23 protein-coding genes and 3 pseudogenes are annotated in these 24,889 nt (G+C 60.4%); 15 read left to right on the top strand and 11 right to left on the bottom strand.

Annotated elements, in window-relative coordinates:
* Window positions 1-99: 99 nt before the first annotated feature.
* Window positions 100-543 (top strand): annotated as a pseudogene (locus tag BJF92_RS07165) (transposase family protein); the annotation flags it as partial.
* Between the two features lie 84 nt (window positions 544-627).
* A pseudogene (locus tag BJF92_RS07155) lies at window positions 628-1,756 on the top strand (IS3 family transposase).
* A 66-nt stretch (window positions 1,757-1,822) separates the two neighbouring features.
* On the opposite strand, the gene BJF92_RS07150 reads toward BJF92_RS07155, so the two are convergent.
* On the bottom strand, window positions 1,823-2,047 hold the full coding sequence (locus tag BJF92_RS07150; RefSeq protein ID WP_143523956.1) for an integrase core domain-containing protein: 225 nt from the start codon (window positions 2,045-2,047) through the stop codon (window positions 1,823-1,825).
* Between BJF92_RS07150 and BJF92_RS07145 the strand changes: the two genes are divergently transcribed.
* A complete protein-coding gene (locus BJF92_RS07145; RefSeq protein WP_280938374.1) occupies window positions 2,021-2,608 on the top strand; it encodes an SDR family NAD(P)-dependent oxidoreductase in 588 nt (195 codons plus the stop codon). The two genes, BJF92_RS07150 and BJF92_RS07145, sit on opposite strands and share 27 nt — an antisense overlap.
* A gap of 155 nt (window positions 2,609-2,763) precedes the next feature.
* Here BJF92_RS07145 and BJF92_RS07140 read toward each other — a convergent pair whose 3' ends face one another.
* Complete coding sequence (locus BJF92_RS07140) at window positions 2,764-3,837, bottom strand: site-specific integrase (protein ID WP_342585779.1); 1,074 nt, start codon at window positions 3,835-3,837, stop codon at window positions 2,764-2,766.
* A 162-nt stretch (window positions 3,838-3,999) separates the two neighbouring features.
* Between BJF92_RS07140 and BJF92_RS07135 the strand changes: the two genes are divergently transcribed.
* Window positions 4,000-4,278 (top strand): type II toxin-antitoxin system Phd/YefM family antitoxin, encoded by a 279-nt coding sequence (locus BJF92_RS07135; protein ID WP_075634076.1) that lies wholly within the window; start codon window positions 4,000-4,002, stop codon window positions 4,276-4,278.
* Window positions 4,265-4,695, top strand: a pseudogene (locus BJF92_RS07130) (plasmid maintenance toxin (PemK-like)). The gene BJF92_RS07135 and the pseudogene BJF92_RS07130 overlap by 14 nt, the downstream one beginning before the upstream one ends.
* Window positions 4,696-4,776: 81 nt before the next feature.
* On the opposite strand, the gene BJF92_RS07125 reads toward BJF92_RS07130, so the two are convergent.
* Window positions 4,777-5,037, bottom strand: coding sequence for a hypothetical protein (locus tag BJF92_RS07125; RefSeq protein ID WP_075634075.1), 261 nt, complete (start codon window positions 5,035-5,037; stop codon window positions 4,777-4,779).
* A 394-nt stretch (window positions 5,038-5,431) separates the two neighbouring features.
* The gene (locus tag BJF92_RS07120; protein WP_075634074.1) at window positions 5,432-6,466 is read right to left on the bottom strand and encodes an IS110 family RNA-guided transposase; all 1,035 of its coding nucleotides are present in this window, start codon (window positions 6,464-6,466) and stop codon (window positions 5,432-5,434) included.
* Window positions 6,467-6,890: 424 nt separating this feature from the next.
* On the opposite strand from BJF92_RS07120, the gene BJF92_RS07115 reads away from it, so the two are divergent.
* Window positions 6,891-7,613, top strand: coding sequence for an alpha/beta fold hydrolase (locus BJF92_RS07115; RefSeq protein WP_075634073.1), 723 nt, complete (start codon window positions 6,891-6,893; stop codon window positions 7,611-7,613).
* On the opposite strand, the gene BJF92_RS07110 is transcribed toward BJF92_RS07115, so the two are convergent.
* On the bottom strand, window positions 7,591-8,244 hold the full coding sequence (locus BJF92_RS07110; protein WP_075634072.1) for a TetR/AcrR family transcriptional regulator: 654 nt from the start codon (window positions 8,242-8,244) through the stop codon (window positions 7,591-7,593). The genes BJF92_RS07115 and BJF92_RS07110 overlap by 23 nt on opposite strands.
* A 612-nt stretch (window positions 8,245-8,856) precedes the next feature.
* On the opposite strand from BJF92_RS07110, the gene BJF92_RS07105 reads away from it, so the two are divergent.
* From BJF92_RS07105 to folD, 9 genes are all read left to right on the top strand, one after another.
* Window positions 8,857-9,777, top strand: a complete 921-nt coding sequence (locus BJF92_RS07105) for a branched-chain amino acid ABC transporter permease (protein ID WP_075634071.1) — start codon at window positions 8,857-8,859, stop codon at window positions 9,775-9,777.
* A 4-nt stretch (window positions 9,778-9,781) separates the two neighbouring features.
* Window positions 9,782-10,792 carry a branched-chain amino acid ABC transporter permease gene (locus tag BJF92_RS07100; protein WP_078057895.1) on the top strand — a complete coding sequence of 337 codons (1,011 nt, stop codon included), beginning with the start codon at window positions 9,782-9,784 and terminating at the stop codon, window positions 10,790-10,792.
* Window positions 10,789-11,538, top strand: coding sequence for an ABC transporter ATP-binding protein (locus BJF92_RS07095; RefSeq protein WP_075634070.1), 750 nt, complete (start codon window positions 10,789-10,791; stop codon window positions 11,536-11,538). Before BJF92_RS07100 ends, BJF92_RS07095 begins: the two co-directional genes overlap by 4 nt.
* Window positions 11,538-12,239: an ABC transporter ATP-binding protein gene (locus tag BJF92_RS07090; RefSeq protein ID WP_198931534.1), complete on the top strand. Its 702-nt coding sequence runs from the start codon at window positions 11,538-11,540 to the stop codon at window positions 12,237-12,239. Before BJF92_RS07095 ends, BJF92_RS07090 begins: the two co-directional genes overlap by 1 nt.
* 133 nt (window positions 12,240-12,372) lie before the next feature.
* Window positions 12,373-13,566 carry an ABC transporter substrate-binding protein gene (locus BJF92_RS07085; RefSeq protein ID WP_075634068.1) on the top strand — a complete coding sequence of 398 codons (1,194 nt, stop codon included), beginning with the start codon at window positions 12,373-12,375 and terminating at the stop codon, window positions 13,564-13,566.
* A 135-nt stretch (window positions 13,567-13,701) separates the two neighbouring features.
* Window positions 13,702-15,099, top strand: coding sequence for an aminomethyltransferase family protein (locus BJF92_RS07080; RefSeq protein WP_143523955.1), 1,398 nt, complete (start codon window positions 13,702-13,704; stop codon window positions 15,097-15,099).
* A 112-nt stretch (window positions 15,100-15,211) separates the two neighbouring features.
* A complete protein-coding gene (locus BJF92_RS07075) occupies window positions 15,212-16,138 on the top strand; it encodes a methylenetetrahydrofolate reductase (RefSeq protein ID WP_075634066.1) in 927 nt (308 codons plus the stop codon).
* A gap of 58 nt (window positions 16,139-16,196) precedes the next feature.
* Entirely contained in the window at window positions 16,197-17,081 is an 885-nt protein-coding gene (gene purU, locus BJF92_RS07070) for a formyltetrahydrofolate deformylase (RefSeq protein WP_075634065.1), read from the top strand.
* 5 nt (window positions 17,082-17,086) lie between these two features.
* Window positions 17,087-17,980, top strand: a complete 894-nt coding sequence (gene folD, locus BJF92_RS07065) for a bifunctional methylenetetrahydrofolate dehydrogenase/methenyltetrahydrofolate cyclohydrolase FolD (RefSeq protein ID WP_075634064.1) — start codon at window positions 17,087-17,089, stop codon at window positions 17,978-17,980.
* Between the two features lie 114 nt (window positions 17,981-18,094).
* On the opposite strand, the gene BJF92_RS07060 is transcribed toward folD, so the two are convergent.
* The 6 genes from BJF92_RS07060 to BJF92_RS07035 all read right to left on the bottom strand — a co-directional run bounded on the left by BJF92_RS07060 (window position 18,095) and on the right by BJF92_RS07035 (window position 24,724).
* The gene (locus BJF92_RS07060; RefSeq protein ID WP_075634063.1) at window positions 18,095-18,652 is read right to left on the bottom strand and encodes a maleylpyruvate isomerase N-terminal domain-containing protein; all 558 of its coding nucleotides are present in this window, start codon (window positions 18,650-18,652) and stop codon (window positions 18,095-18,097) included.
* On the bottom strand, window positions 18,649-19,752 hold the full coding sequence (locus BJF92_RS07055; protein WP_075634062.1) for a cupin domain-containing protein: 1,104 nt from the start codon (window positions 19,750-19,752) through the stop codon (window positions 18,649-18,651). Before BJF92_RS07055 ends, BJF92_RS07060 begins: the two co-directional genes overlap by 4 nt.
* Before the next feature lie 35 nt (window positions 19,753-19,787).
* Window positions 19,788-20,435 (bottom strand): maleylacetoacetate isomerase, encoded by a 648-nt coding sequence (gene maiA / locus BJF92_RS07050; protein WP_075634061.1) that lies wholly within the window; start codon window positions 20,433-20,435, stop codon window positions 19,788-19,790.
* The gene (locus BJF92_RS07045) at window positions 20,432-21,127 is read right to left on the bottom strand and encodes a fumarylacetoacetate hydrolase family protein (protein WP_075634060.1); all 696 of its coding nucleotides are present in this window, start codon (window positions 21,125-21,127) and stop codon (window positions 20,432-20,434) included. The genes maiA and BJF92_RS07045 overlap by 4 nt, the downstream gene beginning before the upstream one ends.
* An 80-nt stretch (window positions 21,128-21,207) precedes the next feature.
* Window positions 21,208-21,933, bottom strand: coding sequence for an alpha/beta fold hydrolase (locus BJF92_RS07040; protein WP_075634059.1), 726 nt, complete (start codon window positions 21,931-21,933; stop codon window positions 21,208-21,210).
* A 31-nt stretch (window positions 21,934-21,964) separates the two neighbouring features.
* Window positions 21,965-24,724, bottom strand: a complete 2,760-nt coding sequence (locus tag BJF92_RS07035) for a benzoate-CoA ligase family protein (protein WP_075634058.1) — start codon at window positions 24,722-24,724, stop codon at window positions 21,965-21,967.
* Window positions 24,725-24,889: the final 165 nt, after the last annotated feature.

Raw genomic sequence — 24,889 nt, 5'->3', positions numbered from 1 at the left:
AAAACACATCACTCATCACGGTCTCCTTTCCGAAACCGTGAATCACATCTCAAACCAAATTAATAGGTCCTGAGCCTAGATGTTTGATCCCGGACTTTGATGGTGCCATTTTCTCACACGGCTGGAAGGAAGCACTATGGCCAGGTTCTACATGGAAGCGCCAGAACGACAGAGGCAGTCCGTCGAGCAATACAAAATAGTCAAGAGAGCCTGAGAGCGCTGTCGAAGCGCTATGGGATCAATCAGAAGACGGTGGCGAAATGGAGGAAACGCGGTTCGGTGTCCGATCTTCCAACCGGCCCGAAAGACCCGCACTCCATGGTTCTTTCCCTTGAGGAAGAGGCCGTGGTTGTTGCATTTCGCAGGCACACGCTGCTTCCGCTTGATGATTGCCTCTACGCTCTCCAGCCAACCATTCCCCATCTGACGCGCTCATCATTGCATCGATGTCTGCAACGCCATGACCTTTCCCGCCTTCCGGACGCGGGAGGCGACAAGGAGCCCAAAAAGAAGTTCAAAAACTATCCTATTGGCTACTTCCACAGAGCTGGCTCGGGAAATCTGAACAGCGGGGATAGGTGGAATTTCTGCCTGACTTCGGCTTAGATGCCGGGAACAGGAGAGACCATGACGAGACGACCGCGCCGGAACCATAGCCCGGCTTTCAAGGCGAAGGTGGCACTTGCCGCCATCCGAGGTGAGCAGACGCTGGTGGAGTTGTCCCAGCAGTTCGATGTGCACGCCAACCAGATCAAGCAATGGAAAGACCAGCTCCTTGAGGGGGCGACGGGTGTGTTCGGCGATGAAACGAAGGCGGAGCCGTCGGGTCCGACCATCGATGTCAAAACGCTGCACGCGAAAATCGGCGAACTGACACTGGAGAACGATGCTCCGCTTAGGGCTTACGCGGCCCCACTGGGGCCACGGTCCCTGCTTCGATATCCGGTGCGCTCGGCAAGGCGGGATTGCTGGGCGGAAAGAAATGATCGACCGCGAGCACAAGCTATCCGTCGTGCGCCAGGCGAAGCTTCTCGGCTTCAGCCGTGGCAGCGTCTACCATTCTCCACGTCCGGTGTCTGACGGCGATCTGGCCCTTATGCGCCGGATTGACGCACTGCATCTCGACTACCCCTTTGCCGGAAGTCGGATGTTGCAAGGGCTCTTGAGAGGAGAAGGTCTGGAGACCGGGCGGCTACACGTCGCCACGCTGATGAAGAAGATGGGCATCGAGGCGATCTACCGCCGCCCGAACACCTCGAAACCAGCGCCAGGGCACAAAATTTATCCCTACCTCCTACGAAAGCTGGCAGTCACCCGGCCCAATCAGGTCTGGGCAATGGACCTAACCTACATCCCCATGGCGCGGGGATTTGTCTATCTGTGCGCCGTCGTGGACTGGTTCAGCCGGAAGGTCTTGTCATGGCGGTTGTCGATCACGATGGAAGCAGCCTTCTGCATCGAGGCGGTGGAGGAGGCACTTGCCCGTCATGGCAGGCCGGACATCTTCAACACCGATCAGGGCTCGCAGTTCACCTCCATCGACTTTACCGCTGTGTTGAAGAGGGCGGATATCGCCATCTCGATGGACGGCAAGGGCGCGTGGCGGGACAACGTCTTCGTCGAGCGGCTCTGGCGGTCGATCAAATACGAGGAGGTCTACCTCCACGCCTACAAGACCGTGTCTGAGGCCCGCATCGGCATCGGCCGATATCTGAACTTCTACAACACTCGACGCCCACATTCATCCCTTTGTTGATTTGCACTGAGAGCTGACCCGGGATTGGAGTGAACCCTTCGGGCTGGACCAGCGAGGCGCTTCAAACTAAGCCGCCTGCTGGGCGAGTTGGGTTTCAAATTCTGCTGGCGACATGTAGCCAAGGGCCGAGTGTAGCCGCTTGGCATTGTAGATCTCCTCAATGAACCTGGGCAAGCGTTCGGCCACATCCGCAAAGGTCTCGTAGCCGGCGATGTAGACGTCCTCGACTTTTAGGGTTTTCATGAAGCTCTCTGCCTGAGCACTGTGATAAGGGTTGCCGACGGCGCTCATGGACCCCTGCAGACCGGCAGCATCGAGCGCTCGTCGATAGGTCTCACTCGCGTATTGGGCAGATTCAACCGGTCGACGGTCGCCAATACCGGGCTTGAAGCGTGGGAGCGCGTGATGAAGGTGAACCTCACCGGCGCCTTCCTCGGCATCCAGTCGATCGTGCCCGTGATGGCGGAAACGGCTGGCGGCGCCATCGTCAACATCTCCTCCAACAGCGGCTTTTCCGGCCATTACGACCCGGCCTATACCGCCAGCAAATGGGGCCTGCGTGGCCTGACCCGCAGCGCGGCCATGGAGTTTGCGGGGCGCAACATCCGCGTCAACGCCGTCTGCCCCGGCCTCGTCGTCACCGGGCTGAATGCGTCGAGCCCGCATCTGAAGCCGATGATCGAGATGACGCCGATGAAGCGTTCCGGCACGCCGGAAGAGATCGCCGATCTCGTCGCGTTCCTCGCGTCCGACGCGGCAGCCTTCATCACCGGCGAGGACTTCGTCATCGATGGCCGCTTCACCGCCGGCGCCGCCTATCGACGCGTGGCGACGGAAACGGGAATTTTCTGAAACGTCCACACGCGCATGATGCTCACGACACCTCGAACTGGCCGGCGAGCGCGCTGGTCAGTTGCGAGGCGAAGCGGGCGGCGTGATCACTACCCCCGCCCCCGAAAGGCGGATGCGCTGCCGCCTGAACCCTGGCAGCCCCGGCCGTCCGGCGCTCACTCCATCAGCCGAGCCGCCCTGCCACTCCTTCGCGTGGCGCTGTTATAGTACTCGCTCGCCTGCTGGACGGAGCGATGCCGCGACTGCTCCATCGCTTCCGGCAGGGGAATGCCGCGATTGGCCGCTTCGGTGAGATAGCCGGAGCGAAGGCCGTGGGCGGAGAACTCGCGCGGATCGAGACCGGCCATGGCGGCGCGTTGCTTGACGATGTCGGTGACGGCCTTGGGATCGAGCGGGCGCGGGGACAGATTGCCCCAGCGATCGATGGCCCGGAAGACGCTGCCTTTCTCGATCTTCGCAGCCGTGAGCCAGGCATTCAGTGCATCGACAGGGCGGCCGCTGAGATAGACGACCTCGTCATTGTCGGCCCGGCTGGTCTTGGTGCGACCGAGATGGATGGCGAGCGAGGGCAGGGGAGGGGCGCCATCGACCGGGATCGGCTCCTCGGCCTGCAACTGCTCCAGTCTAAGTCCGGCGATTTCGCTGCGACGTCGACCGCCGGAGGCAAAGGCCACCATGAGGATCGCCCGGTCTCTCCTGTCACGCAGGCTGTCGGAGCGGCAGGCGGCGAGAAGCTTCGAGAGAATGTCCCCGGTGACGGCCTTGGCGCTCTTGCGCTTTCGCGGCCTCGGCGTCGCGCGGACCGCCAGACGAAGGGCGGATTTAAGGGCAAGGGAGGCAAAGACACCCTGAAGCCCGCGCCATTTGGTCAGCGTCGACCAGGTCGCAAGCCGCCGTCGCACCGTATCCGGCGCATGGGGCCCTGGCGACCGAAGGAAGCCCTGCGTCCGCAGGCTCTGCTCGACATTGGCGGGCATGCCATGATCCGGATCGATCTCGCGCTGGTCCGGCTGCCACAGATGATGGGCGACGAATTTCAAAAGCAGAGCCTCGGGCGCCGGCCAGGGGAGGAAGGTGCCGGTCGCCGCGAGCGACCAGGCCTCCAGATAGGCGAGATCAGAGGTCAGCGCCCGCAGCGTGTTCTCGCCCATGCCCTCGTTGACGAGGTGACGCAGTGTTTTGATGTCCTGCTCGGTGAGCAGCGCGGCCAGCGCGTCGCGCCGGTCCATGGGGAGGACGGAGGCGATGCTGTCGAGTTGCAAGGCACGCCGCGACACCAACTCATCTGTCGACAATGATAACGATGGCTCACGCATGGACGCTCCCTATCAGCCAACAGGTTTGCAAAAATTCCGGAAATCCCGTATATTCCGGAATAAAGGAGATCTGCCATGACGTCGACTGTGACAGCTGCTGCAGTTTCTAAGAATTTCGGTGCATACCAGGATGCTGCCGTACGAGAGCCGGTCATCATCACCAAGAACGGCCGACCGCGCACTGTGCTCATGGCCTATGAAGATTACCTTCGCCTCGCCAGGCGGGATCGGCGGGTCGATTTGACGGCTGCGATCAGTGACGACGAGCTTGCCGCGATCGAGGCGTCGACAATGGAGCCTGGCTTGGATCATCTCAATGCCGAACTGCTGATGGACAAGAATGCTGCCGATTGAACCCAAGGTCGGCTGGATCTTTCGTTACTCCTATCTCTGGCATTTGCAACATCTTGACGGACGGGAAGAGGGAGACAAGGACCGACCTGCTCTTGTGCTGGCCATTGTTGCGACGCTTGAGGACGGCGCAGTTGCGGTTCGTGTTCTGCCGATCACGCATTCCCCGACGTCTGATCCTGAGGAAGCCATCGAGATCCCGTCGGCGACCAAACGTCGCCTGGGGCTTGATGACGAGCGCTCGTGGATCGTGTTGACCGAAAGCAATCGGTCATCTGGCCGGGGCCCGATGTCCGGCCCGTCGACAGCGAGAGAGGATATCACGGGCCACTGCCTCCGGCCTTGTTCAACGAGGTGAAGCGGCGTTTTGTCGAACTGGCAAAGAGCCAACGCCACAAGGCGACTGTGCGCAGCGACTAGGCTGCTCTGTATCCTCTCGTCCGTCATCGAAATCCAGGCGTTCCGCAGTCGTCTTCAACGCAAGACTGCATGACACCAATCCTACAGGCCCATCAAATCAATTGCCATCGATAAGGGCTGCATTCCGTAACGGAAGGCGGGAACGCCGTCCGTACGGATTTGCTTACGATGTTGATGCCTGGATGCCTTCAGGCGTAGCGCTTCATCGGCTGCTGCGCCTTTGGTTGCAGCGATGTGGGCCCAGAGATCGCCGTCATCCTCTTTGAGCGAACGGATCGCGGCAGCGGTCTCGTCGACCGTAGCCGTGTTGTGCTGCGTGTCCTGATCGATCTCGGCGATCATTCTGTTGATCGCGCAGATCAGACATTCTCGTCCTTTGCCGATTGTTCGATTTCACAGCAGGAGGGCCTTGGCCTTGACGGGGTGCTAAAATGCGTACGGATTGAGAGGAAAGAGTTCTCTACATTTGGCTGCTGCGTCAAGATCTTCGTTCGCAATTCCCTGTCCAATTCGGTCGAAGCTTCAAAGCGTCCCATGGTTCTCTTCGGTGTGCGGTCTGTCCCAGTCCGTCACCACTATACGGGGCATTTCGCTTCACATCCAGGGGCCGATGCAGTGTATTAAACGCGGTCTTTGATCCGCATCCAACTGTCTCGCATTCGTCCGTCCCGGTCCGGTCGCTTCACCTCATGGACATTGAGGATTCGCATGCGAACGAACTCCACGATCTCGATATCTATAATCCCTTGGCGCCAGGCTCGGCGCGGAAATGATCCTCCCTCTTCCAAAGCCCAAGCAGCAACACCGCCAGTTTGCGGGCGACCGCCGTGCGTTCGCGCTTGGGACCAAGACGCTTGGCCAGCCGCAAGCCCCAGCTTCGCAGAGCGGACGATGCGGTCACCGTCGTGAGAAGGCAGCCCGCCGCCTCATAGAGATAGTGTCGCAACATCTCGTCGCCCTGCCTGGAGATCGAGCCTGTTACATCCCGATCGCCTGACTGATACCTCCTCGGTGTCAGGCCAATGTAGGAACCAATGGATCTGCTTGTCCCAAATCGTTGTGGGTCTTCCACCGTCGCCACGAAGGCCAGAGAGATCAGCGGCCCAACACCTGGCACCGACATCAGATGCCAGCACGGCTTCGATGCTGCCGTAATCTGGCGCACCTTCTTATCGAGGCCGGCCAACTCGACCTCAACCCGCGCAAGCGTATCAAGAAGGGCCGCGATGCAGATATAAAGCGCATCATGCTGATTGCAGGAAGAACGCACTTCCTCGTCAAACCGCTTGCCGCCGGCGCGCGCCGAGATCTTGATGCCAAACGGGCGCAGAAGCCCGCGAACTTGCCCATAGAGCTGGCGCTTCACGTTGACGAGCTGTTCGCGCGCTCCAAGCAAAGCCTTCAGCCGATGGCTTTCCATGGTCTTCACATGCACAGGCGAATACCAGCCGCTCGCCAGCATCTCGGCAAGCGCCTGCGCATCCGCCTTGTCCGTCTTCTCAGGCCGAGCCTTCAGCGCATCCGCAGCGCGGCGCGCATCCATGCAGATGATCGGAAAACCCAGATCCTTGAGCGCGTGGTAGAGCCAAGGCGTCAGCGAACCTGTCTCCAGGCCCACTTTCGCAAGATGACCCTTCCATCTCTTCAACCGCTCCGCGATCATCAAAGGTTGCGTATCCGCACTCCCACGCCACACCACCTGCCGATCTCGGTCCATAACGCAGATGTGTGTGCTCTTGAGGCTGACGTCCAATCCAACGTAATAGTCCATCGCTGCTCTCCTTGGGTCTTCGACAAACCAAGGCGGATGGTCTCACCCGCCGAGGGGAGCAGCAACCTCATGTATAGGATGTATTTCACGTTTGGTCGCTGGCCAATTTCTCGGCGGGAGTTGGACCCGTAGGCCGTTAGACAAACGATTTTTGTCAGCCGATGAGGCGAGTTCGAGGAATTGATCGGTTAAGTGGAAGGCGACGGATAGCTGCCGCCTCCGGTTCATAGCCTGCCGCACTAATTTCACTATGTTCAAACTATTCCATATTGCGGAAAACGTGAAAACGCGCTGGAATAGCATCGGGGCATACCGATATTCGCGGAGGAGAACCATTTCGCCCATCTGGATCAGGCGAAGCCAGCGATATTGGAACGATCTGCGCCAGTAAGAAATATCTGACGGAGTTATTGGGAGGCAGCATATGGATTTTGTACTTGTTCACGGGGCCTGCCACGATGGTGGTCATTTCCAGGCCGTTGCTGAACTGCTTCGTGGTCAGGGGCACCGGGTCTGGTGCCCGACGCTCAAGGGTAATCGTCCCGAGGACGACCGTCGTGCGGCGACGCTTGAAGATGCCATCGCGTCGTTGATCGAATATTTCGAAGAAAACGCACTGACGGATGTCGTTCTGCTGGGCCATAGCTGGGGCGGAATGGTCATTACCGCTGCCGCAGACAGGCTGAAGCCCGGTACGGTGCGCCGGCTGATCTACTTCAGCGCCTTCGTTCCCAACCCGGACGAATCCCTGCTGGACATGTGTCCGCCGCACTATCAGGCCTTGTTCCGGCAGATGGGCGAGGCGGATGGAGCCGTTCTCTTCCCATGGCCGGTGTTTCGCGAAGCCTTCGTGAATGACGGAACGGTGGAGCAGGCGAAGAGCCTTTTCGACAGCCTCAACCCCCATCCGTTCCACACCATGGCCGATCCGGTCCGCTTGAGCCGCGCGCCGGCCGAGATGATGGTCGGGAAGAGCTTCCTGTATTGCACGGAAGACATCGGGCTGCCGCATTCGACCCCCTTCCACCCTCGGCTTTCGGAAAAGCTGGGGCTTTACAGGCTGGTGACGATGCCTGGAAGCCATTCGACCTTCCTGACCAATCCAAAATTGCTGGCCAGCAAAATCATTGAGGCTGGACGCGACTGATCGTTTCCGCCGCCCGGCTGCTGGCCAGCAGCCGGAACAGGCCCAGCCGTTCTTCGCACCATTTGTCAATGGCGGCGATATAGGTTGCGGCGTCGTGTTGCCAGATCTTGTTCATCGCCATGCCGCGAATGAGGTTCAGCGTCAGCGAAAGCTCTTCTTCCGCGATGTCCTGAGGATAGCCTGCCGCCACCAGGGATTCGGTCCAGGTGGTTTTCATGGCGCGATGGAAACCGTCCAGAACGGGCTTCAGGCGATCCATGAGTGCAACGTCGGTGCGCGCGCTGACAACGACTTCCAGGGCAGCGATAAAAGGCCACTCGAAATAGACGGAGAGGCAGTCGGCAGCATATTCGCGCAGCGGGTTGACCGCACTGCGTGCAGACAGCGCGCGTTTGCGCCCGATTTCGGCGGCGCTCGCATAGGCTTGCTCGGTCGCGGCAACGACGAGATCGATCTTGCTTGGAAAGTGATGCACCCTTGCGCCGCTGGAGACCCCAGCCCGTTGATCGACCAGCGCGGTCGTCAGGCGCGGCATTCCTTGTTCGACCAGAATATCGATCGTCGCCTTCAAGATCTTTTCACGCGTCTGGGCGCTGCGTTCTGCCTGGGTCCGGCGCTGCTTCTGCGTCATGCCATCCTCTGAGGTTACCGGCATAGAGAGCTAGAACCGAGGTCCCACCTCGATGTCGCCCGGCCTCCTGGCCAAGCCTTACCCACCTCCAACCTCCACTGTAAAGTGTCATCTGGCCGATGGCAGGATCCGATGCCGCTTCTGGGAGCCCGGCCAGAGACGCTTCAGATCACGCCGTTTGGGTCGATCGGACGGCCTTTGAATCCATATCGCAAATCGACACTGTTTTGCATATTGTAAAACCTATTGCTCATGGTGAAATTTCATGTACCTTGCTTCGTAGGCATTGCGCAGCCGTGGAACGTGGCGCGATGTGGGTCTATCCGTTCGGGACCGTGTGGTCTGGAATGTGATTGGGAAGATGGAGGAGGCCGCGTCGGTTTTACCGAAGCGGCAGCGAAGAGCACATAAACTGCGCGGCGTTCCGGAGCAGCAAATTCAGCGGGCGGGCGCCCCGATGCGCTGGGTTTCCCTGACATGGGGATCGTTTTGACTACGTCCGCGTGCTGGAGGGCGCGGCGTTTGGTTCAAGCTCGCGCCCCGAACGCGCGGACAGGAAGCTGCGCTTCCTGTCCTGATGTGTTTCCGGCACATAGGAATGGGAGGAGAGACGTGAATACCGTATTGCTCATCAACCAGTTGCTCAACGGGGTGCAACTGGGGCTGATTTTGTTCCTGCTTGCCGCGGGACTGTCCCTGGTGTTTGGCATCATGGACTTCATCAATCTCGCCCATGGCGTCTCCTACATGATCGGCGCCTATGTCTGCGCAACGATCGCGATCGCGACAAACTCTTTCATCCTCGGCATGATTGCCGCCATTCCGGCGACCCTTGTCCTTGGCTTTGCCATGGAATGGCTGATTGCCCGGCATTTTTACAAACGGGATCATCTCGACCAGGTACTGGCCACCTTCGGGCTCGTGCTTTGCGCGGATTCGGCCGTCAAGTACATTTGGGGACCTCGCGGCCTGTCGGTTCCGCTGCCAGCCTGGCTGAGTGGTCAGATCGAGGTGCTGGGCGTGACGTTGCCGAGCTACCGGCTGTTCATCGTCGCAGCCGCCGCGGCTGTGGCAATCGGGCTGTGGCTGGTCATCACGCAAACACGAGCCGGCATGATGGTCAGGGCCTCGGCCTCGAATGAGGAGATGGCCCGCGCCCTGGGCATCGAAACGCGCTGGGTCTTTGCTCTCGTCTTTGCCATCGGTGCCACACTTGCGGGAATTGCCGGCATCATGGTGGCGCCGATCAGCGGAGCGTCGATCGGCATGGGGAGCCAGATTGTCATTCTGGCCCTGGTGGTCATCATCATTGGCGGCATCGGCTCGATCGGCGGCGCCTTCATCGCCGCTTTGGGCGTGGGGCTCATCGACACGCTGGGGCGCGCCTATCTGCCGACCATTCTGGCGGCTGTTTTCTCTCCCGCCGTGGCATCGTCGGCCGGACCTTCACTCGCTTCGATCCTGATTTACCTCACCATGACCTTTGTCCTGATTTTCAAGCCGTCCGGCCTCTTCCCGCCGGCGAACAGGTGACATCATGACCGACAACAATGCGATCGTCGCGACGTCCGCGGAACGGTCCGAGCCGGTTCATGATGCCGTGCGTGGTCACGACCGGGATTTTCTCGCTGCCCTGTTGATCCTGTTCCTGCTCGCTCTAGCCCCATTCATCCTGAATCTGGCCGGCCAGGATTTCTGGCTTGACGTTCTCCTGCGCGCCATGATCCTGGGCATCGCTGCGGCGAGCCTCAACCTCCTTATCGGGCTCAGCGGCCTCGTCAGCCTCGGTCACGCCGTGTTTCTGGGTATCGGGGCCTATTCGGTCGGGATCCTGGCAGACATGGACATCACGAACGGCGCAATTCAACTCGCCGTCGCCGTTACCCTGAGCGGTCTATATGCGTTTGTGACAGGCCTCATCGCCCTGCGGACAAGGGGCGTTCATTTCATCATGATCACGCTCGCCTTTGCGCAAATCATCTACTTCATCATGGTCGGCCTGCGTCAGTTTGGTGGCGATGATGGCCTGACGATCAACTTCACCAGCACGTTCGGCGACAGGATCGACCTTGGCCAGAAGCCGGTCCTCTATTATGTCGTGCTCGGCGTCCTGGCGCTGGTCTTGCTCAGCTTTTCAAGGATCATCAAATCCGACTTCGGACTGCTTCTGAAAGCGGCGAAAGGCAGCGAGCGCAGGGTCATGGCTATCGGCTTCGATCCGTTCCGCTATCGCCTCGCCGCCTATGTCGCTGCCGGCGCCGTCTGTGGCCTGGCGGGTTTTCTCGACGCGAATTTCACCAGCTTCGTTACACCTGAATCCATGAGCTGGACGAACTCTGCCGAACTGATCTTCATCATCATTGTTGGCGGTCTTGGAACGGTCAGCGGCCCCATCCTCGGGGCATTGATCTTCCTGTTGCTGGAAGAGTTTCTGGGCGGGCTGACGACATACTGGCACTTCTGGTTCGGTCTGTTTTTGATTGCGGTCGTCGTTCTGGCGAAAGGCGGTCTTGCCGGCCTGCTGAACGGAAGGGGCGCCCGCACATGAGCCTCGCACTCGAGATCAGGAATCTCCAGAAGCACTTCGGCGGGCTGCATGCCACCCGCAATCTTTCGATGGAAATTCCCCGCGGGGAGCTTCATGCGATCATCGGACCGAATGGCGCAGGCAAGACGACGCTTCTGACTCAATTGTCGGGTGAGCTCCGGCCGTCCTCCGGTTCCGTATTCGTAAACGGCCGCGATGTGACAAAGGCACCGCCGCACAAACGTGCAGCTCTCGGCGTTGCCCGCTCCTTTCAGATTACGACGCTGGTCAAGGATATGACGGTGGGTGAGAATGTCATTCTCGCCCTGATCGCCAATAGCGGTCACGCCTACCGTTTCTGGAACCGTTACGACCGGAATGCCGGCCTTTGGCGCGCGGCATCCGAGGCGATCACCCGGGCCGGAATGGCGCCGAACCTGCTCCATCGCAGGGTTGCCGATCTCAGCCATGGCGAGCAGAGGCTTCTCGAGCTGGCGATCGCGCTGGCGCGAGACCCCGCGATCCTTCTCCTGGATGAGCCGATGGCCGGCCTGGGTTCAGAGGAAAGCCGGGCGATGACCCGGCTGCTCGGCAGTCTGCGGGGACGCAGGACCATTCTTCTGGTCGAACACGATATGGAGGCCGTGTTCGAACTGGCCGACCGTATCACGGTTCTCGTGCGGGGTGAGGTCGTTGCCGTTGGAACTCCAGGAGAGATCAGGCGGAACGAAGAGGTTCGGGAAGCCTATCTGGGTGAGGAGGCGTGATGCTGACGGTCAGGAATGTCGCGAGCGGCTACGGCCGGAGCCAGATTCTCTTCGACATGAGTTTCGAGGTTGGTGCCGGAGAAGCAATCTGCCTGATGGGCAGAAACGGAATGGGCAAGACGACCACCATCCGCACCCTCATGGGTCTCCTGCCTCCCTGGGAGGGGCGCATCGAGTTTGCGGGCCAGCCTCTCAGTGGCTTGCCGGCGGCAAGGGTGGCTCGGCAGGGGCTGGGGCTTGTGCCGGAGGGGCGGCAGGTTTTTCCCAATCTCACGGTTCATGAAAATCTGCGGGTCGCAGCGGCAAATCGCCAGGACCATGCCGATCCCTGGACACTTGATCGGGTCTATTCGCTCTTTCCAGCGCTCCGCGAACGCAGCAAGTCCTACGCAAATTTGCTGTCGGGCGGGGAGCAGCAGATGCTCGCCATCGGACGGGCGCTGATGACAAACCCGCGGCTGCTGATCCTTGACGAGGCAACGGAAGGCCTTGCCCCGGTGGTTCGGGACCAGATCTGGGCGTGCATAACCGCGCTCCGAGGGTTGGGCCAATCGATCATTGTCATCGACAAACATATCCAGCGGCTGTCGGGCATCGTGGACCGGTTTTACGTGGTGGAGAAGGGCAGGGTGGTCTGGACGGGGGATCCCGAAAGGGTCTTGAGGGAGGAGCAAACGGTCAGGGCATTCCTGACGGTTTGAAACGGTTGCTGCGGGGCAGGCAATTGCCGCCACGGGAAAAATAATAGCAGCGTCAATGAGTTTTTGTTGAAAACATACCGATTGATCGGTATGTTAATTTCGCGGATGGAGATCCGCTTGGGAGGAGGAACCCATGAAATATGTAATTCGTGCGGCACTGGCCCTGATGACGAGTGTGGCGACCAGCGCGCTGGCGGCAGAGCCGATCAAGATCGGCCTCATCACAACACAGACCACCCCCGCTGCCGTGATTGGCCGTGACGTGGAAGACGCCGTGAAGCTGTCCATCGAGCACGCAGGTGGCATTGCCGCCGGGCGACCGATCTCGCTCATCGTTGAGGACGACGCTCTGAAACCGGATGTCGGCCGTCAGAAGACCGAAAAGCTCATTCGGCAGGACAAGGTGGATTTTCTGACCGGTTACATCTGGTCGAATGTCCTGCTTGCATCGCGCAAAAGTGCGCTGGATTCCGGCACTGTGCTGATCAGCACCAATGCTGCACCGTCCGACATGGCCGGCAAGCTGTGCAACGGGAATTTCTATACCATGCGCGGGCAAAACGATGTCATGCCCATGGCATTGGGAGAGGAACTGAACAAGCGCGACGTGAAGGCCGTATATACGATGGCCCCCAACTACGCTGCCGGTCAGGATGTGGTGAAGGGCCTCCTCGCCACCTTCAAGGGAAAGGTCGCCGGACAGGATTTCACCAAGTGGGGAGATGATCCGCAGCTCGATTTCTCGGCCGAGTTCAGCAAGGTCGCCGCAAGCGGGGCAGACGCGCTCTTCGCATTTTATCCGGGACGCGCTGCCGCCTTCATGACGCAGTTCGATCAGTCCGGGCTCAAGGGCAAGGTCAAGCTCTACACCGTCTACACCCTTGACCAGATTGCCCTGCCGACCCTCCAGAAAAGCAACACGGTCGGCGCGCTCGGCTCCGTGCTGACAGACTACTGGTATCCGGACCTCGACAACCCTGAGAACAAGCGTTTCGTGACGGACTTCCGCCAGAAATACGGTCGCGATCCCTCAAACTATGCCGCCGCAGCCTATGATGCGATCCAGTTGATCAAATCCGCCGCTGAAAAGCTCAACGGTGATTTCAGCAACAAGGCTGCTCTCCGGCAGGCGCTCGAAGCAGCCGATTTCAAATCGGTGCGCGGCAGGCTCGTTTTCGGCAAGAACCATATGCCGCTCGACAATTTCTATGCCCTCGAAGTCGTGAACGGAAAAGACGGGAAGTGGGAAATGGGTTCCCCCCGCCTCGTTCTCGAGCGGGGACAAGATCCTTATGCAGCCGATTGCAAGATGGCTGCAGCCAACTGACGCCTCCCAAGCGTGAATGGGTCCGGCCTGCGTAGCTGAGGCGCGTTGAGCCGGACCCCCCGAAACCCTGCGCTTCGGCACATGTGTGCCGGGCCTGCCTGCGTGTGTCCATTTTTCAAGAAAGAAAGGCATCTCATGAAAACCCTGCAGCAACTCATCGATTCCAAGAGCAACCTGGTCGATTACTTTTACAACGATACGATCTCGCAGTATCACAAGTCGCGCACCAGCCTGTTCGCCACGTTGATCGCGCCCGAATACACAAACTGGCGCGAAGAGCAGAAAGCCTGGCGGGAAGCTGCAGTTCTGTTCAACCAGTCCCACCACATGCCGGTTCTCTACGTGAAGGGCCCGGACGCCAGGAAACTGCTCAACTACCTGTCGCCTTGCAGCTTCGAGAACCTGTCGACCGACCGTGCGAAGCAATACATCGCCTGCACGCCGCGCGGTCATCACATCGGCGACTGCATCCTCAACTATTACGGCGAGCAAGAAGGTTTCGAACTGATCAGCGGCATGCCGATCCTCAACTGGGTTCGCTATAATGGCGAAACTGGTGGCTACAATGTCGAATTCAAATTCGACCCGACGACACCCTATACCGCGGACGGCAAGCGGACGAAGTTTCGCTTCCAGCTCGAAGGGCCCAATGCCCGCGCCATTCTCGATGAAGTGTGCGAGGGCGGCTGGCCGGAGATCAAATTCTTCCACACGGCCTATGTCACGATTGCAGGATGCAAGGTCCATGTGCTGCGCCACGGAATGGCGGGCCATGCGGGCGCTGAAATTTCCGGACCTTTCGCCGAAATGGACACGGTTCGGAATGCCATTCTCGAGGCCGGTCAGAAACACGGCCTCCTCCAGGCCGGAACGCGGACCTATTACAGCACGCCACTGGAAGATGGGTGGATTCCGTATCCGCTCCCCGGCATCTATACCGGAGAAGAGCTTCGTCCGTATCGCGAATGGCTGACGGAAGAAAGCTGGGAGGCCAACATGCAGCTCGGCGGAAGCCTCTATTCCGAGAATATCGAAGACTATTACTGGACGCCCTGGGCGCTGGGTTATGAACGTCTGGTCAAGTTCGATCACGACTTCATCGGCCGCGAGGCCCTTGAAGCGCAGCTCAAGCAGCCGCGTCGCGTGAAGCGTTCGCTGAAATGGAACGAGGAAGACGTCATGAAGGTCTTCGGTTCCCAGTTCGGCGATGGCCCGATGTACAAGGCGATCGAAATGCCGACCTCCTACTATGGGTGGCCGCAAGCGGACGAGATCCGCTCCAAGGATGGCAAGCTGATCGGCATGTCGCAATATTGCGGATACAATATCAACGAGCGCGACATGATTTCTCTCTGCGGCATCGATGAAGACCATGCCGAAATCGGAACCGAGGTCATTCTGACCTGGGGCGAAGTCAATGGCGGTTCGCGCAAGCCCCATGTCGAGCGGCATGAGCAGACAACGATCCGCGCGACTGTGTCTTCCATTCCCTACTCGAAGGCAGCCCAGGAAAAGTTCCGAGCCGTCATCTGACCGCACCGGCCGATCTGGACAACAGTCATCCTCCCTCGCTCCCGAGCGGTCCGAGGGAGGATAGCAGGCCGCCATGTCTTGCCGCTTCGCGTTCAGTACAGGAGATTGATCCTTGGCACTTTTCAACCTGTTCAAGTCCCGGAACGAGTCGATCGAGGCGAAACCGGTTGAGCTGCGCGCGCTACTCGCCGGTTATTCGATCGAGGTGATGCCGCGCACCGCCTCCAAGATCGACGACTTCCAGGCTATCCTGCCCGAGGGCACCCGCGTTTACATCGCCCATATCGATGGGACGCCGATTGCGGACATGGTCGCGACCGCATCACGCCTCGCGAAGGACGGATTTGCCGTCATGCCGCATATCCCCGCCCGGCTCATCCCCAACCTTTCCACTCTGGAGACATGGCTCCGGTCCTACAGCGGCGAAGCCGGCGTCACGCAGGCTCTCATCATTGGAGGAGGCCCCGCAAGACCTGCCGGCGACCTCCACAGCTCGCTTCAACTTCTCGAAAGCGGGCTGTTCGACAAATATGGCTTCACCCGGCTTCATGTGGCGGGGCATCCCGAAGGAGCCGGCCATATCGATCGCGATGGCAGCACGAGGATCGTCGATGACATGCTCCGCCTCAAGCAGGCATTTGCGGAACGTTCAGGAGCCGACATGGCGATCACGACGCAATTTGCCTTCGACGCCAAGGCCGTCATCGCCTGGGCCGAACGCATTGCCGCCGCCGGAATCAATTTGCCCATCCATCTCGGTGTTGCCGGCCCGGCCCGGCTGCAAACGCTGATCAAATTCGCCATCGAGTGCGGCATCGGCCCCTCGCTTGGTGTGTTGCAAAAGCGCGCGCTCGATCTTTCCAAGCTGCTTGCGCCCTATGAACCGCTGGACATGCTGACCGAGATCGCGGCCTATAAAGCCTCGCATCCCGACAGCCTGATCCAGCAAATTCACGTTTTCCCGCTCGGTGGAATTCGCCCGAGCGTCGAATGGATGAACAGCCATGGAGGCATCCAGCCGAAAAGGCCTACCGGCTGAATTGTCTGAACCCCTGCCGGCACGGATGTTTTGCACGACCGAACAGAAGAGATCGCCCATGAAAAAATATGTCCTTACCGTCTCTTGCAAGTCAACGCGCGGCATCGTTGCCGCCATATCCGGCTTTCTCGCGGAGCATGGCTGCAACATTGTCGATAGCGCGCAATTCGACGATCTCGAAACGGGGACGTTTTTCATGCGCGTCTCGTTCCTCTCGGAAGAGGGAGCTGATCGCGCCGTCCTGGCACAGGCCTTTGCACCGGCGGCCGAAACGTTTGCCATGCGCTGGAACGTATTCGACGAACAGGAGCGGATGAAGGTTCTGCTGATGGTGTCCCGCTTCGGCCATTGCCTCAACGATCTCCTCTACCGCTGGAAGATCGGTGCGCTGCCCATCGACATCGTCGGCGTGGTCTCAAACCATTTCGACTATCAGAAGCTGGTTGTGAACCATGACATCCCGTTCCATCAGATCGCGGTGACGAAGGAAAACAAGCCTCAGGCGGAGGCGCAGCTGCTGGAAATCGTCGAGCGAAGCGGTGCCGAACTCATCGTGCTGGCCCGCTACATGCAGGTCCTCTCCGATCGTCTCTGCGCAAAAATGTCCGGCAGGATCATCAACATCCACCACTCCTTCCTGCCGTCATTCAAGGGCGCAAATCCCTACAAGCAAGCCTATATGCGCGGCGTCAAGCTGATTGGCGCCACCGCACATTATGTCACGGCCGATCTCGACGAAGGTCCGATCATCGAGCAGGATACTGTCCGCGTCACGCATGCCCAATCGCCCGACGACTACATTTCGCTAGGCCGCGACGTGGAGAGCCAGGTGCTCGCGCGCGCCATCCATGCCCATATCCATCACAGGACCTTCATCAACGGGAACAAGACCGTGGTTTTCCCGCCGGGGCCAGGCGCTTTTGCCTCGGAACGGATGGGTTAAGGCCAATGACGCGCATGATTGATGGAAAGGCCGTGGCTGCGGAGGTCACGGCGCGTGTTGCGGAAGACGTCCGTATTCTGACGGCAGCGGGACAACGTCCGCCGGGTCTTGCCGTCGTCATCGTCGGCGACGATCCGGCAAGCCACGCCTATGTCAGCGCCAAGGGGCGGATGGCAAAGCAATGCGGCTTCCATTCCGTGCAGCACACGCTCCCTGCCGGCACCACCGAAGACGATCTCCTTCAGCTTATCGAAATCCTCAACGCGGATCCGGAGATCGATGGCATCCTCGTGCAATTGCCACTTCCAAAGCCGCTCGATAGCGACCGCGTTATCCAGGCCATTAGCCCGGACAAGGATGTCGACGGTCTGCATGTCGTCAATGCGGGCAAGCTTGCCACGGGCGACCTGACGACCGGCCTACTGCCTTGCACGCCTGCAGGGGCGATGGAACTGGTCAGCGGCATCCATGGCAGAGACCTTTCCGGCCTGCATGCCGTCGTGATCGGCCGCTCCAATCTTTTCGGCAAGCCCATGGGCCAGCTCCTGCTGGCGGCAAATGCCACGGTCACGATGGCGCATTCGCGCTCGAAGGATCTGCCATCGATTTGCACACTGGCGGACATTCTTGTCGTAGCAGTAGGGCGCGCTCAGATGGTGAAGGCTGACTGGGTGAAGCCGGGAGCAACGGTCATCGATGTCGGCATCAACCGCGTCGATACACCCGAACGCGGTTCGGGCCAGTCCAGGCTTGTCGGCGATGTTGACTATGCAGGCGCTGTTGATGTAGCCGGCGCCATCACGCCCGTTCCCGGCGGAGTAGGCCCCATGACCATCGCAATGCTCATGGCGAACTCGCTGAAGGCGCGGTCACTCAGGCAGACACTGCATTTCAACTGAATTGTTGGGACAATCGCCTTCAAGAGGAGATGGTTTCAGGCTGCTGCACTTTCACCCGCTCCGGAGCCGGAGGGCCGGGAGGTACAATCCTCCCACCCGAGCCGCCGAGCAAACTCATCTGAGCTCGATGGGGAGATCCGCCTCCCGTCCGCCTGCCTTGAGGTCGAGAGCATGTTGCCAGAGTGATTTTGCTCTCAACAGCGGCGTTTGACGGAGGTTGACCGATTTGCCTTTGATATCTGTCACGGACTGATCCCAGACGGCATCGGTCATGTCGCGCCATTCCACGTTCAGGTGGATGGCAGAATGTTCGAACAGATAGCGCAATGCACGCGACGGCTGGGTGATGCCGAACTCGAGATCATCGGGAGAAACAGCGGCCTCCTTGGGGAAAGGCGCGGTTTGCCCGCTTCTGGCCCAGGCCACGATTTCGCTGAAGAGCCGCGCCTGATATCCGATCTGGGCAATGAGGCGGCGGCGCGAAAAGCCGATGATCGCACTCGGTTCGTCGAGCGCATCGTCGGGGAGGTCGTTGAGGATACGGGCGAAATAGGCCGTGCCCCGGCGCGCCCAGTCGAGTTCGCGGGCCGGCGCGCCCGGCGCATCGTAGCGTGCGCCGAGCCCTTGCCGTTCCTTCAACGCAGCCCGCGCGTCGTCGAGCGCCGTGCTCATCGCTCCGGCTCCGTCACATGGGTCCGCATGAAGTTCAGACGCTCCATGATCGGCGCGTCGGAGAAACGGAAGAGATCGAGCTGCGATTCCGCCTGCAGCGACCACGGGATCCAGGAGGGGATCACGAACATGTCGCCGACATTGAGCGTGTGGGTCACGCCGTCGAGAACGACCGCGCCCTTGCCGTCGAAGACCTGGAAGATCGTCGAACCCACCTCGCGCCGGACCGGCGTCTCCGTCCCCTCGCGCAGGCGGTGAAACTCGCAACGGATGGTCGGCATGACATCGCCGCCGGTCGTCGGGTTGACGTAGCGGATCGCGGCATGCCCCTGTTCGACCGTCGCCGGCTGGCCTTCCTCTTCCAGAAGCAATTGCTCGGTCAGCGCCCGGTCGGTGAATTCCCAGCGATAGGCGCCGATCGGCGAATTGACCGTGTCGCGCAGACCAGAAAGCGGGCGCAGGCCCGGATGGCACCAAAGCCGCTCGCCGCGCGAGAATTTAGGAGTCGAATAATCCGTGACACGGTCGGAGCCGAATTCGAAGAAGCCGACATCCATCTGCTGGCAGAAGGGAATGTCGAGCCCGTCGATCCAGGCCATGGGATGGTCGGTGTCGTTGTGGTGGCCATGGAAGTGCCAGCCGGGGGTGAGCAGCAGATCGCCGCGGCTCATGCGCACTGGATCGCCATTGACGACAGTCCAGACGCCTTCGCCTTCGATGACGAAGCGGAAGGCGTTCTGCGCATGGCGGTGTTCGGGCGCCGTTTCGCGCGGCCCGAGATACTGGATCGCGGCCCAGAGCGTCGGGCTGATATAGGCGTTTCCGCCCAGGCCCGGATTGGCAAGACCAAGGGCACGGCGCTCCCCGCCGCGCCCGACCGGAACGAGTTCCCCCGCCTTTTGCGCCAGCGGCAGAAGATCGGCCCAGCGCCAGACATGGGGAGCCGCCCGCGGCATCGGATGGCGCGGCATCAGGTTGCCAAGCTGGGTCCAGAGCGGCATCAGCTGCTGCTCCTCGAAAGCCTGATAGAGCGCGCGCAACTCGGGCGTGTCCTCCGGCATCATCGCATTGCCATGGGCTTTATCGGTCTTGTCGAGCATGACGAACTCCTCCTGTGGGACGGCCTTGAGGTCTGTTAGCCCGCATCCGGCTGGCTGGGCGGCGCGGCGTTGTTGAAAGCGGGAATGGCGTCGAGACGTTTGAAGATGCGGTCTATATGAGGCCATTTCTCTGTCGCGATGTCGAAACGGCGGTTGTTCCAGACCTGCGCGTAGAGGCAGATGTCCGCCATTGTGGGCATGTCGCCATGGCAGAAGGTGCCCGTGTGGGGATGGCCCGCAAGTTCAGCCTCCAGCGCGTCGAAGGTCAGCTCCACCCAATGGGTGAACCAGTCCTTCTGAGCTGCCTCGTCGGCGCCGAAACGGCTGCCGAGATAGCCGAGAACCCGCAGATTGTTCAGCGGATGAACCTCACAGGCAATCATCAGGGAGAGCGCGCGAACCCGTGCCCGGCCATCGGCATCGGCTGGCAGGATCGGAGGGACAGAATACTTCTCCTCCAGCCATTCCAGGATGGCGAGCGACTGTGTGAGGTGCGATCCGTCCTCGCGCTCCAGAACCGGGACAAGCCCGGCCGGGTTCATGGCGAGATAGTCGGGCTGCCGCGTGTCGCCCCGGCGCAGCACATAGGGAATGTATTCATAATCGAGCCCCTTCAGATTCAGTGCCGCGCGTACGCGCACCGACGTCGAGGAGCGGAAGAAATTGTGAAGCCTGAACGTCATGTCCGCGGTCCGATCGGTGTTTCGAGGGAGCCGAGACCCTCGATCGTCACGACGCAGACATCGCCCGGAACGAGCGGTCCGACACCGGCCGGTGTGCCGGTCATGATGAGATCGCCGGGCGCCAGCGCAATCGAATGCGACAGGAAGGATATGATCTCCGGTACGGACCAGATCAGTTCGGCCAGATCGGCATCCTGTTTGACCGCGCCGTTGACGGTAAGCCGGATCGATCCCTTGGTCGGATGGCCGGAATCGGCGACCGCATGGATCGGGCCGATCACTGCGGAGCGGTCGAAGGCCTTGCCGAAGTCCCAAGGCCGGCCCTGGTCGCGGGCAGCAAGCTGAAGATCGCGGCGCGTCAGGTCATTGCCGACGGCATAGCCCCAGATATGATTGAGCGCATGGTCCAGCGTAATGTCACGTCCGGCCTTGCCGATGGCAACAACCAGCTCGGCCTCGTAATGAAAGTTCTCCGTCTGTGGCGGATAGGCGACCGTCTCGCCGCTGTCGACAACCGCATCAGCGGGTTTTGAAAAGAAGAAGGGCGGCTCGCGATCCGGGTCCTTGCCCATCTCGCGCGCATGGGCCGCATAATTGCGCCCGACGCAGAAGATGCGCCGCACGGGAAAACGGGAATCCGTGCCGTGAACGGCAACCGTCGGGGTCGGCGGCGCGGGAAGAACGAGGGTCATGGATGCTTTCCTTCCTGAGAGCTGTCGTTGCGCCTCGCGATGAGCGGAACGCGAATTGTCGATAGGCGTATCCGGCAGGATCAGTCCCTGCCGGCTTCGATGATCTTCTGGGCGAGAAGCGCCGGCGCGGTGACGAAGGTGGAGTGGCTGCCGGGCATCGAAACGAGCCGGTAGAGCCCCAGCTTTTCCGACAGGCGCGGATGGAAGGGCAACGATTGCGGCAGCGAGGTATCCTCCGTGCAATGCAGGAAGGACTTGCCGATCTGCATCTCCGCCGGGTTCTTCGACAGGGTGATCCGGTCGTTCATCGTGTTGAAGGGCTGCGGATTCAACGTGTCGAAAAGCGCCTGCGCCTGCTCGGCGCTCGCATCATTGATGAAAGCCTCGCGCAGGATCGGGAAGGGGAACAGAACCTCTCCCGTATCGCCGGCGAGCGCCGGGAAAAGAGCCTGATAATGCGGCGGGCACATATCCATGAGGCTCTCGCCGTTGTTGGGCACGAAGGCGGAGTAATAGATCAGACGCCGCACGCGGCCGGGTGCAAGCCTGTCGGCAGCGCCGGTGATGGGCAGGCCACCCCAGCTGTGGCCCAGCAGGATGGCATCATCGATGTTGTTCTCGTCGAAATAATCGACGAGCGAGTTGATGGCGTCTTCCAGCGTTGTCGTCTTCCGGCTGTCGCCGGGGCGGTTGCCCTTCAGCGTGGGCAGGAACACAATGTGCCCGGCGGCGCGCAGATGCGCCGCGCAGTCTTCGAAATGATGCCCTTCATGGCACGCGCCATGAACCAACACGTAAGTTGCCATAAAACTCTCCTCCCGTTTATGGCGTTGAAATTCAGGCGACGATCTGTTCCAGCTCACTGACAGGAGCTGCCGCCACTGCCTGCCGGTCGATCTTGCCGGTCCCGGTCTTCGGCAGTTCGGTCACGAACTCGACGATGCGCGGATATTTGTAAGGCTGGAGCCGCGACTTGACATAGGCGCGCAGCGCGTCGCTCTGTGCCGGGCTCGCCTCCTTGCCCTCACGCAACCGGATTACGGCGCGCAGCGTCATGCGCCGGTCCTCCATCTGGTGGCCGAGCACCGCGCATTCGTGAACGTCCGGATGCTCGTTGAGGCATCGCTCGACCTCGAGCGGCCAGACCCATTGGCCGGAGACCTTGATCAGTTCGTCGGCGCGGCCCTGGAAAAAGTAGTAGCCGTCCTTCTCGATGAAACGGTCGCCTGTATAGATCCAGTCGCCGCGCATGGTTTCGCGGGTCTTGTCCGGCCGGTTCCAGTATGTCGGCGCAGACGAATGCCCGCGCACGAACATGACACCTTCCTCGCCTGCGTCCGGCACCTTGCCGTCCGGTGTCTCCAGGCGGATCTCATAGCCGGGAACACGCGCGCCGGCGGAGCCGATGCGATGGTCGGTGAGGCTGTTGGAGAGATAGATATGCAGAAGCTCGGTCGAGCCCAGCCCCTCTGTCGGTCCATGCCCGGTCAGCGCTTTCCAGGCCTCGTAAATATCCTGGGAAAGAACCTCAGCCGCCGACATCGACTGGCGCAACGAACTGAGGTCGCGCCGTTTGACGGATTCGGCACGCGCCAGCGAGGTATAGAGCGTCGGCAGGCCAAACAGCACGGTCGGCCGGAAAGTCTCGATGGTCTCAAGCACCGCGTCCGCGCGCGGCTGGCCCGGCATCAGAACGGTTGTGGCACCGATCGAAAAGGGGAAAGTGAAGGCATTGCCGAAGCCATAGGCAAAGAAGATCTTCGGCACCGAGAAGCAGATATCGTCTTCCGTGAGCTTCAGCACATGGCGGCCGAAGGACGCCTGCGTATAGGCCATGTCGTGATGAAGATGGACGATACCCTTCGGCCGGCCGGTCGAGCCGGAAGAGTACATCCAGAAGGCCATGTCGTCCGGCCCGGTTGATGCGCAGGCCAGCGTTGTCGCGTGGCCGTCCAGGAACTCCGAAGCGGCGCGCTGCTTCTCGCCCTTCGCCGCCCCGTTGGCGACGACGATGGTCTTGAGCGATGTTCCCTTCAGCACGTCGTCGGAGAAGACATCGAGAAAGGTGGCCTCGCACAGGGCTATCCGCGCGCCGGTATCCTGCAGGAAATAGTTCAGCACGTCCGGCGGTGTCTGCGTGTTGAGAAGAACCGGCACGAAGCCCGCCCGCACCGCCCCGAAGAAGGCAGCCGGATAGACCGGCGTGTCATCGATGAAGAATGCGATACGCTCACCGCGTTGAAGACCGGCTGTGGTGAATGCATTGCCCCACCGTGCGGCTTCCGCAATCAGGTCTGCATAGGTCAGCGTTCCGGCCGGTCCCGTGACAGCAATCTTCCGGGGGTTGCGTTCCAGATTGTCCCACAAAATATTGGAGCAGTTGCCATGCGCGGCCTTGTCGAAGCCGATCTCGGCGGCACCCGGGACATGGGGAGCGACAGGATCGGCAATCACCGTGGATTGCCTGCCGCCCTCCGCCTCGTAACGGGCAGCGAATTCCGGCGCCATGCGACGCAGGCGCTCCATGTCGATGCGGCCCGACCGGGTGATGTAGTCGAAGGCGAAGTCGACCGGCGGGAGGTCCATCTTGCTGGCGAAGCTCTCGTACCATGTGGCGGAGGTGTTCGCCGCATCGACGATCTTCTTGGCGATCGGCTGGCGTTCGGCCTGATAGGCGGCAAGCGCCTCGTCCACATCGTCATGGCTCGCCAGCGCTCGAACGAGCGCAATCGAATCTTCCATGGCAAGGCGCGTTCCCGAGCCGATGGAAAAGTGCGCAGTATGGACGGCATCACCGAGAAGGACATGGCGGCCCGAAACCCACTTGTCGCACCAAAGACGCGGGAATTGCCGCCACATCGACTTGTTGGTGATGAGCGGAGCACCCTCCAGCGTATCGGCAAAAATGCCTTCGCAGAGCCGGGCGCTCTCTTCTTCGCCCATCCCAGCAAAGCCATAGGCCTTGAAGGTCGCTTCATCGCATTCGACGATGAACGTGCTGCGGTCCGGCTGGAAGCGATAATGGTGGGCGTTGAACGCGCCCTTGTCGGTCTTCACGAAGGTCTGCGTGAGCGTGTCGAAGGGACGCTCCGTGCCGAACCAGGCGAAGTGATTGCTGAAATGGTCGAGATGGACGCCGAAACCTGTTTCGTTGGAGCGTCGCACCAGCGAATTCAGCCCGTCCGCGCCGATGATCAGATCCGCATCCAGATCGTCCAGCGACTCGATATGCTGAGAAAAGCGGATTTCGACGCCGAGAGCCTCGGCGCGCTTGCGCAGGATTTCGATCAGTTCAAGACGGCCGACCGCTGAGAAACCGACGCCATCCAGGACCACCTGACCGGCAGGGAGGTTGAGCGTCATGTTGCGCCACCGCTCCATGGCCGGCGTCACCAGATCATGCGTTTCCGGATCGTCGGCCTTCAGAAAATCCAGCGCCTGATCGGAGAAGACGACGCCAAATCCGAAGGTCGCGCCCTTGGCATTCTGCTCCGTCACACGCAGCCGGACATGCGGCATCATGCGCCGCAGCAGGATCGCCGTATAGAGCCCGGCCGGACCACCACCCAGTACCTCGACTGAAGCCAGCTTTTTCATGAAACCTCCCGAATTCGTCAAAACTCCCTGCAATTGAGGATATAAAATTTTCTGTTCTGTGCAATAGATTCCTTAATGTGAAAAATCAAAAAGTGATATTCACCTGAAACCATTTGGTTTTCTTTTTCCGGACATCGATGTGGGATAGGCGTTTCAGATGCTTTT

It is taken from the genome of Xaviernesmea rhizosphaerae (assembly GCF_001938945.1).
Taxonomy (GTDB): Bacteria; Pseudomonadota; Alphaproteobacteria; order Rhizobiales; family Rhizobiaceae; genus Xaviernesmea; species Xaviernesmea rhizosphaerae.
The sequence above is the reverse complement of the archived record's forward strand: the minus strand, read 5'-3'. Positions and strand labels throughout refer to the sequence as shown.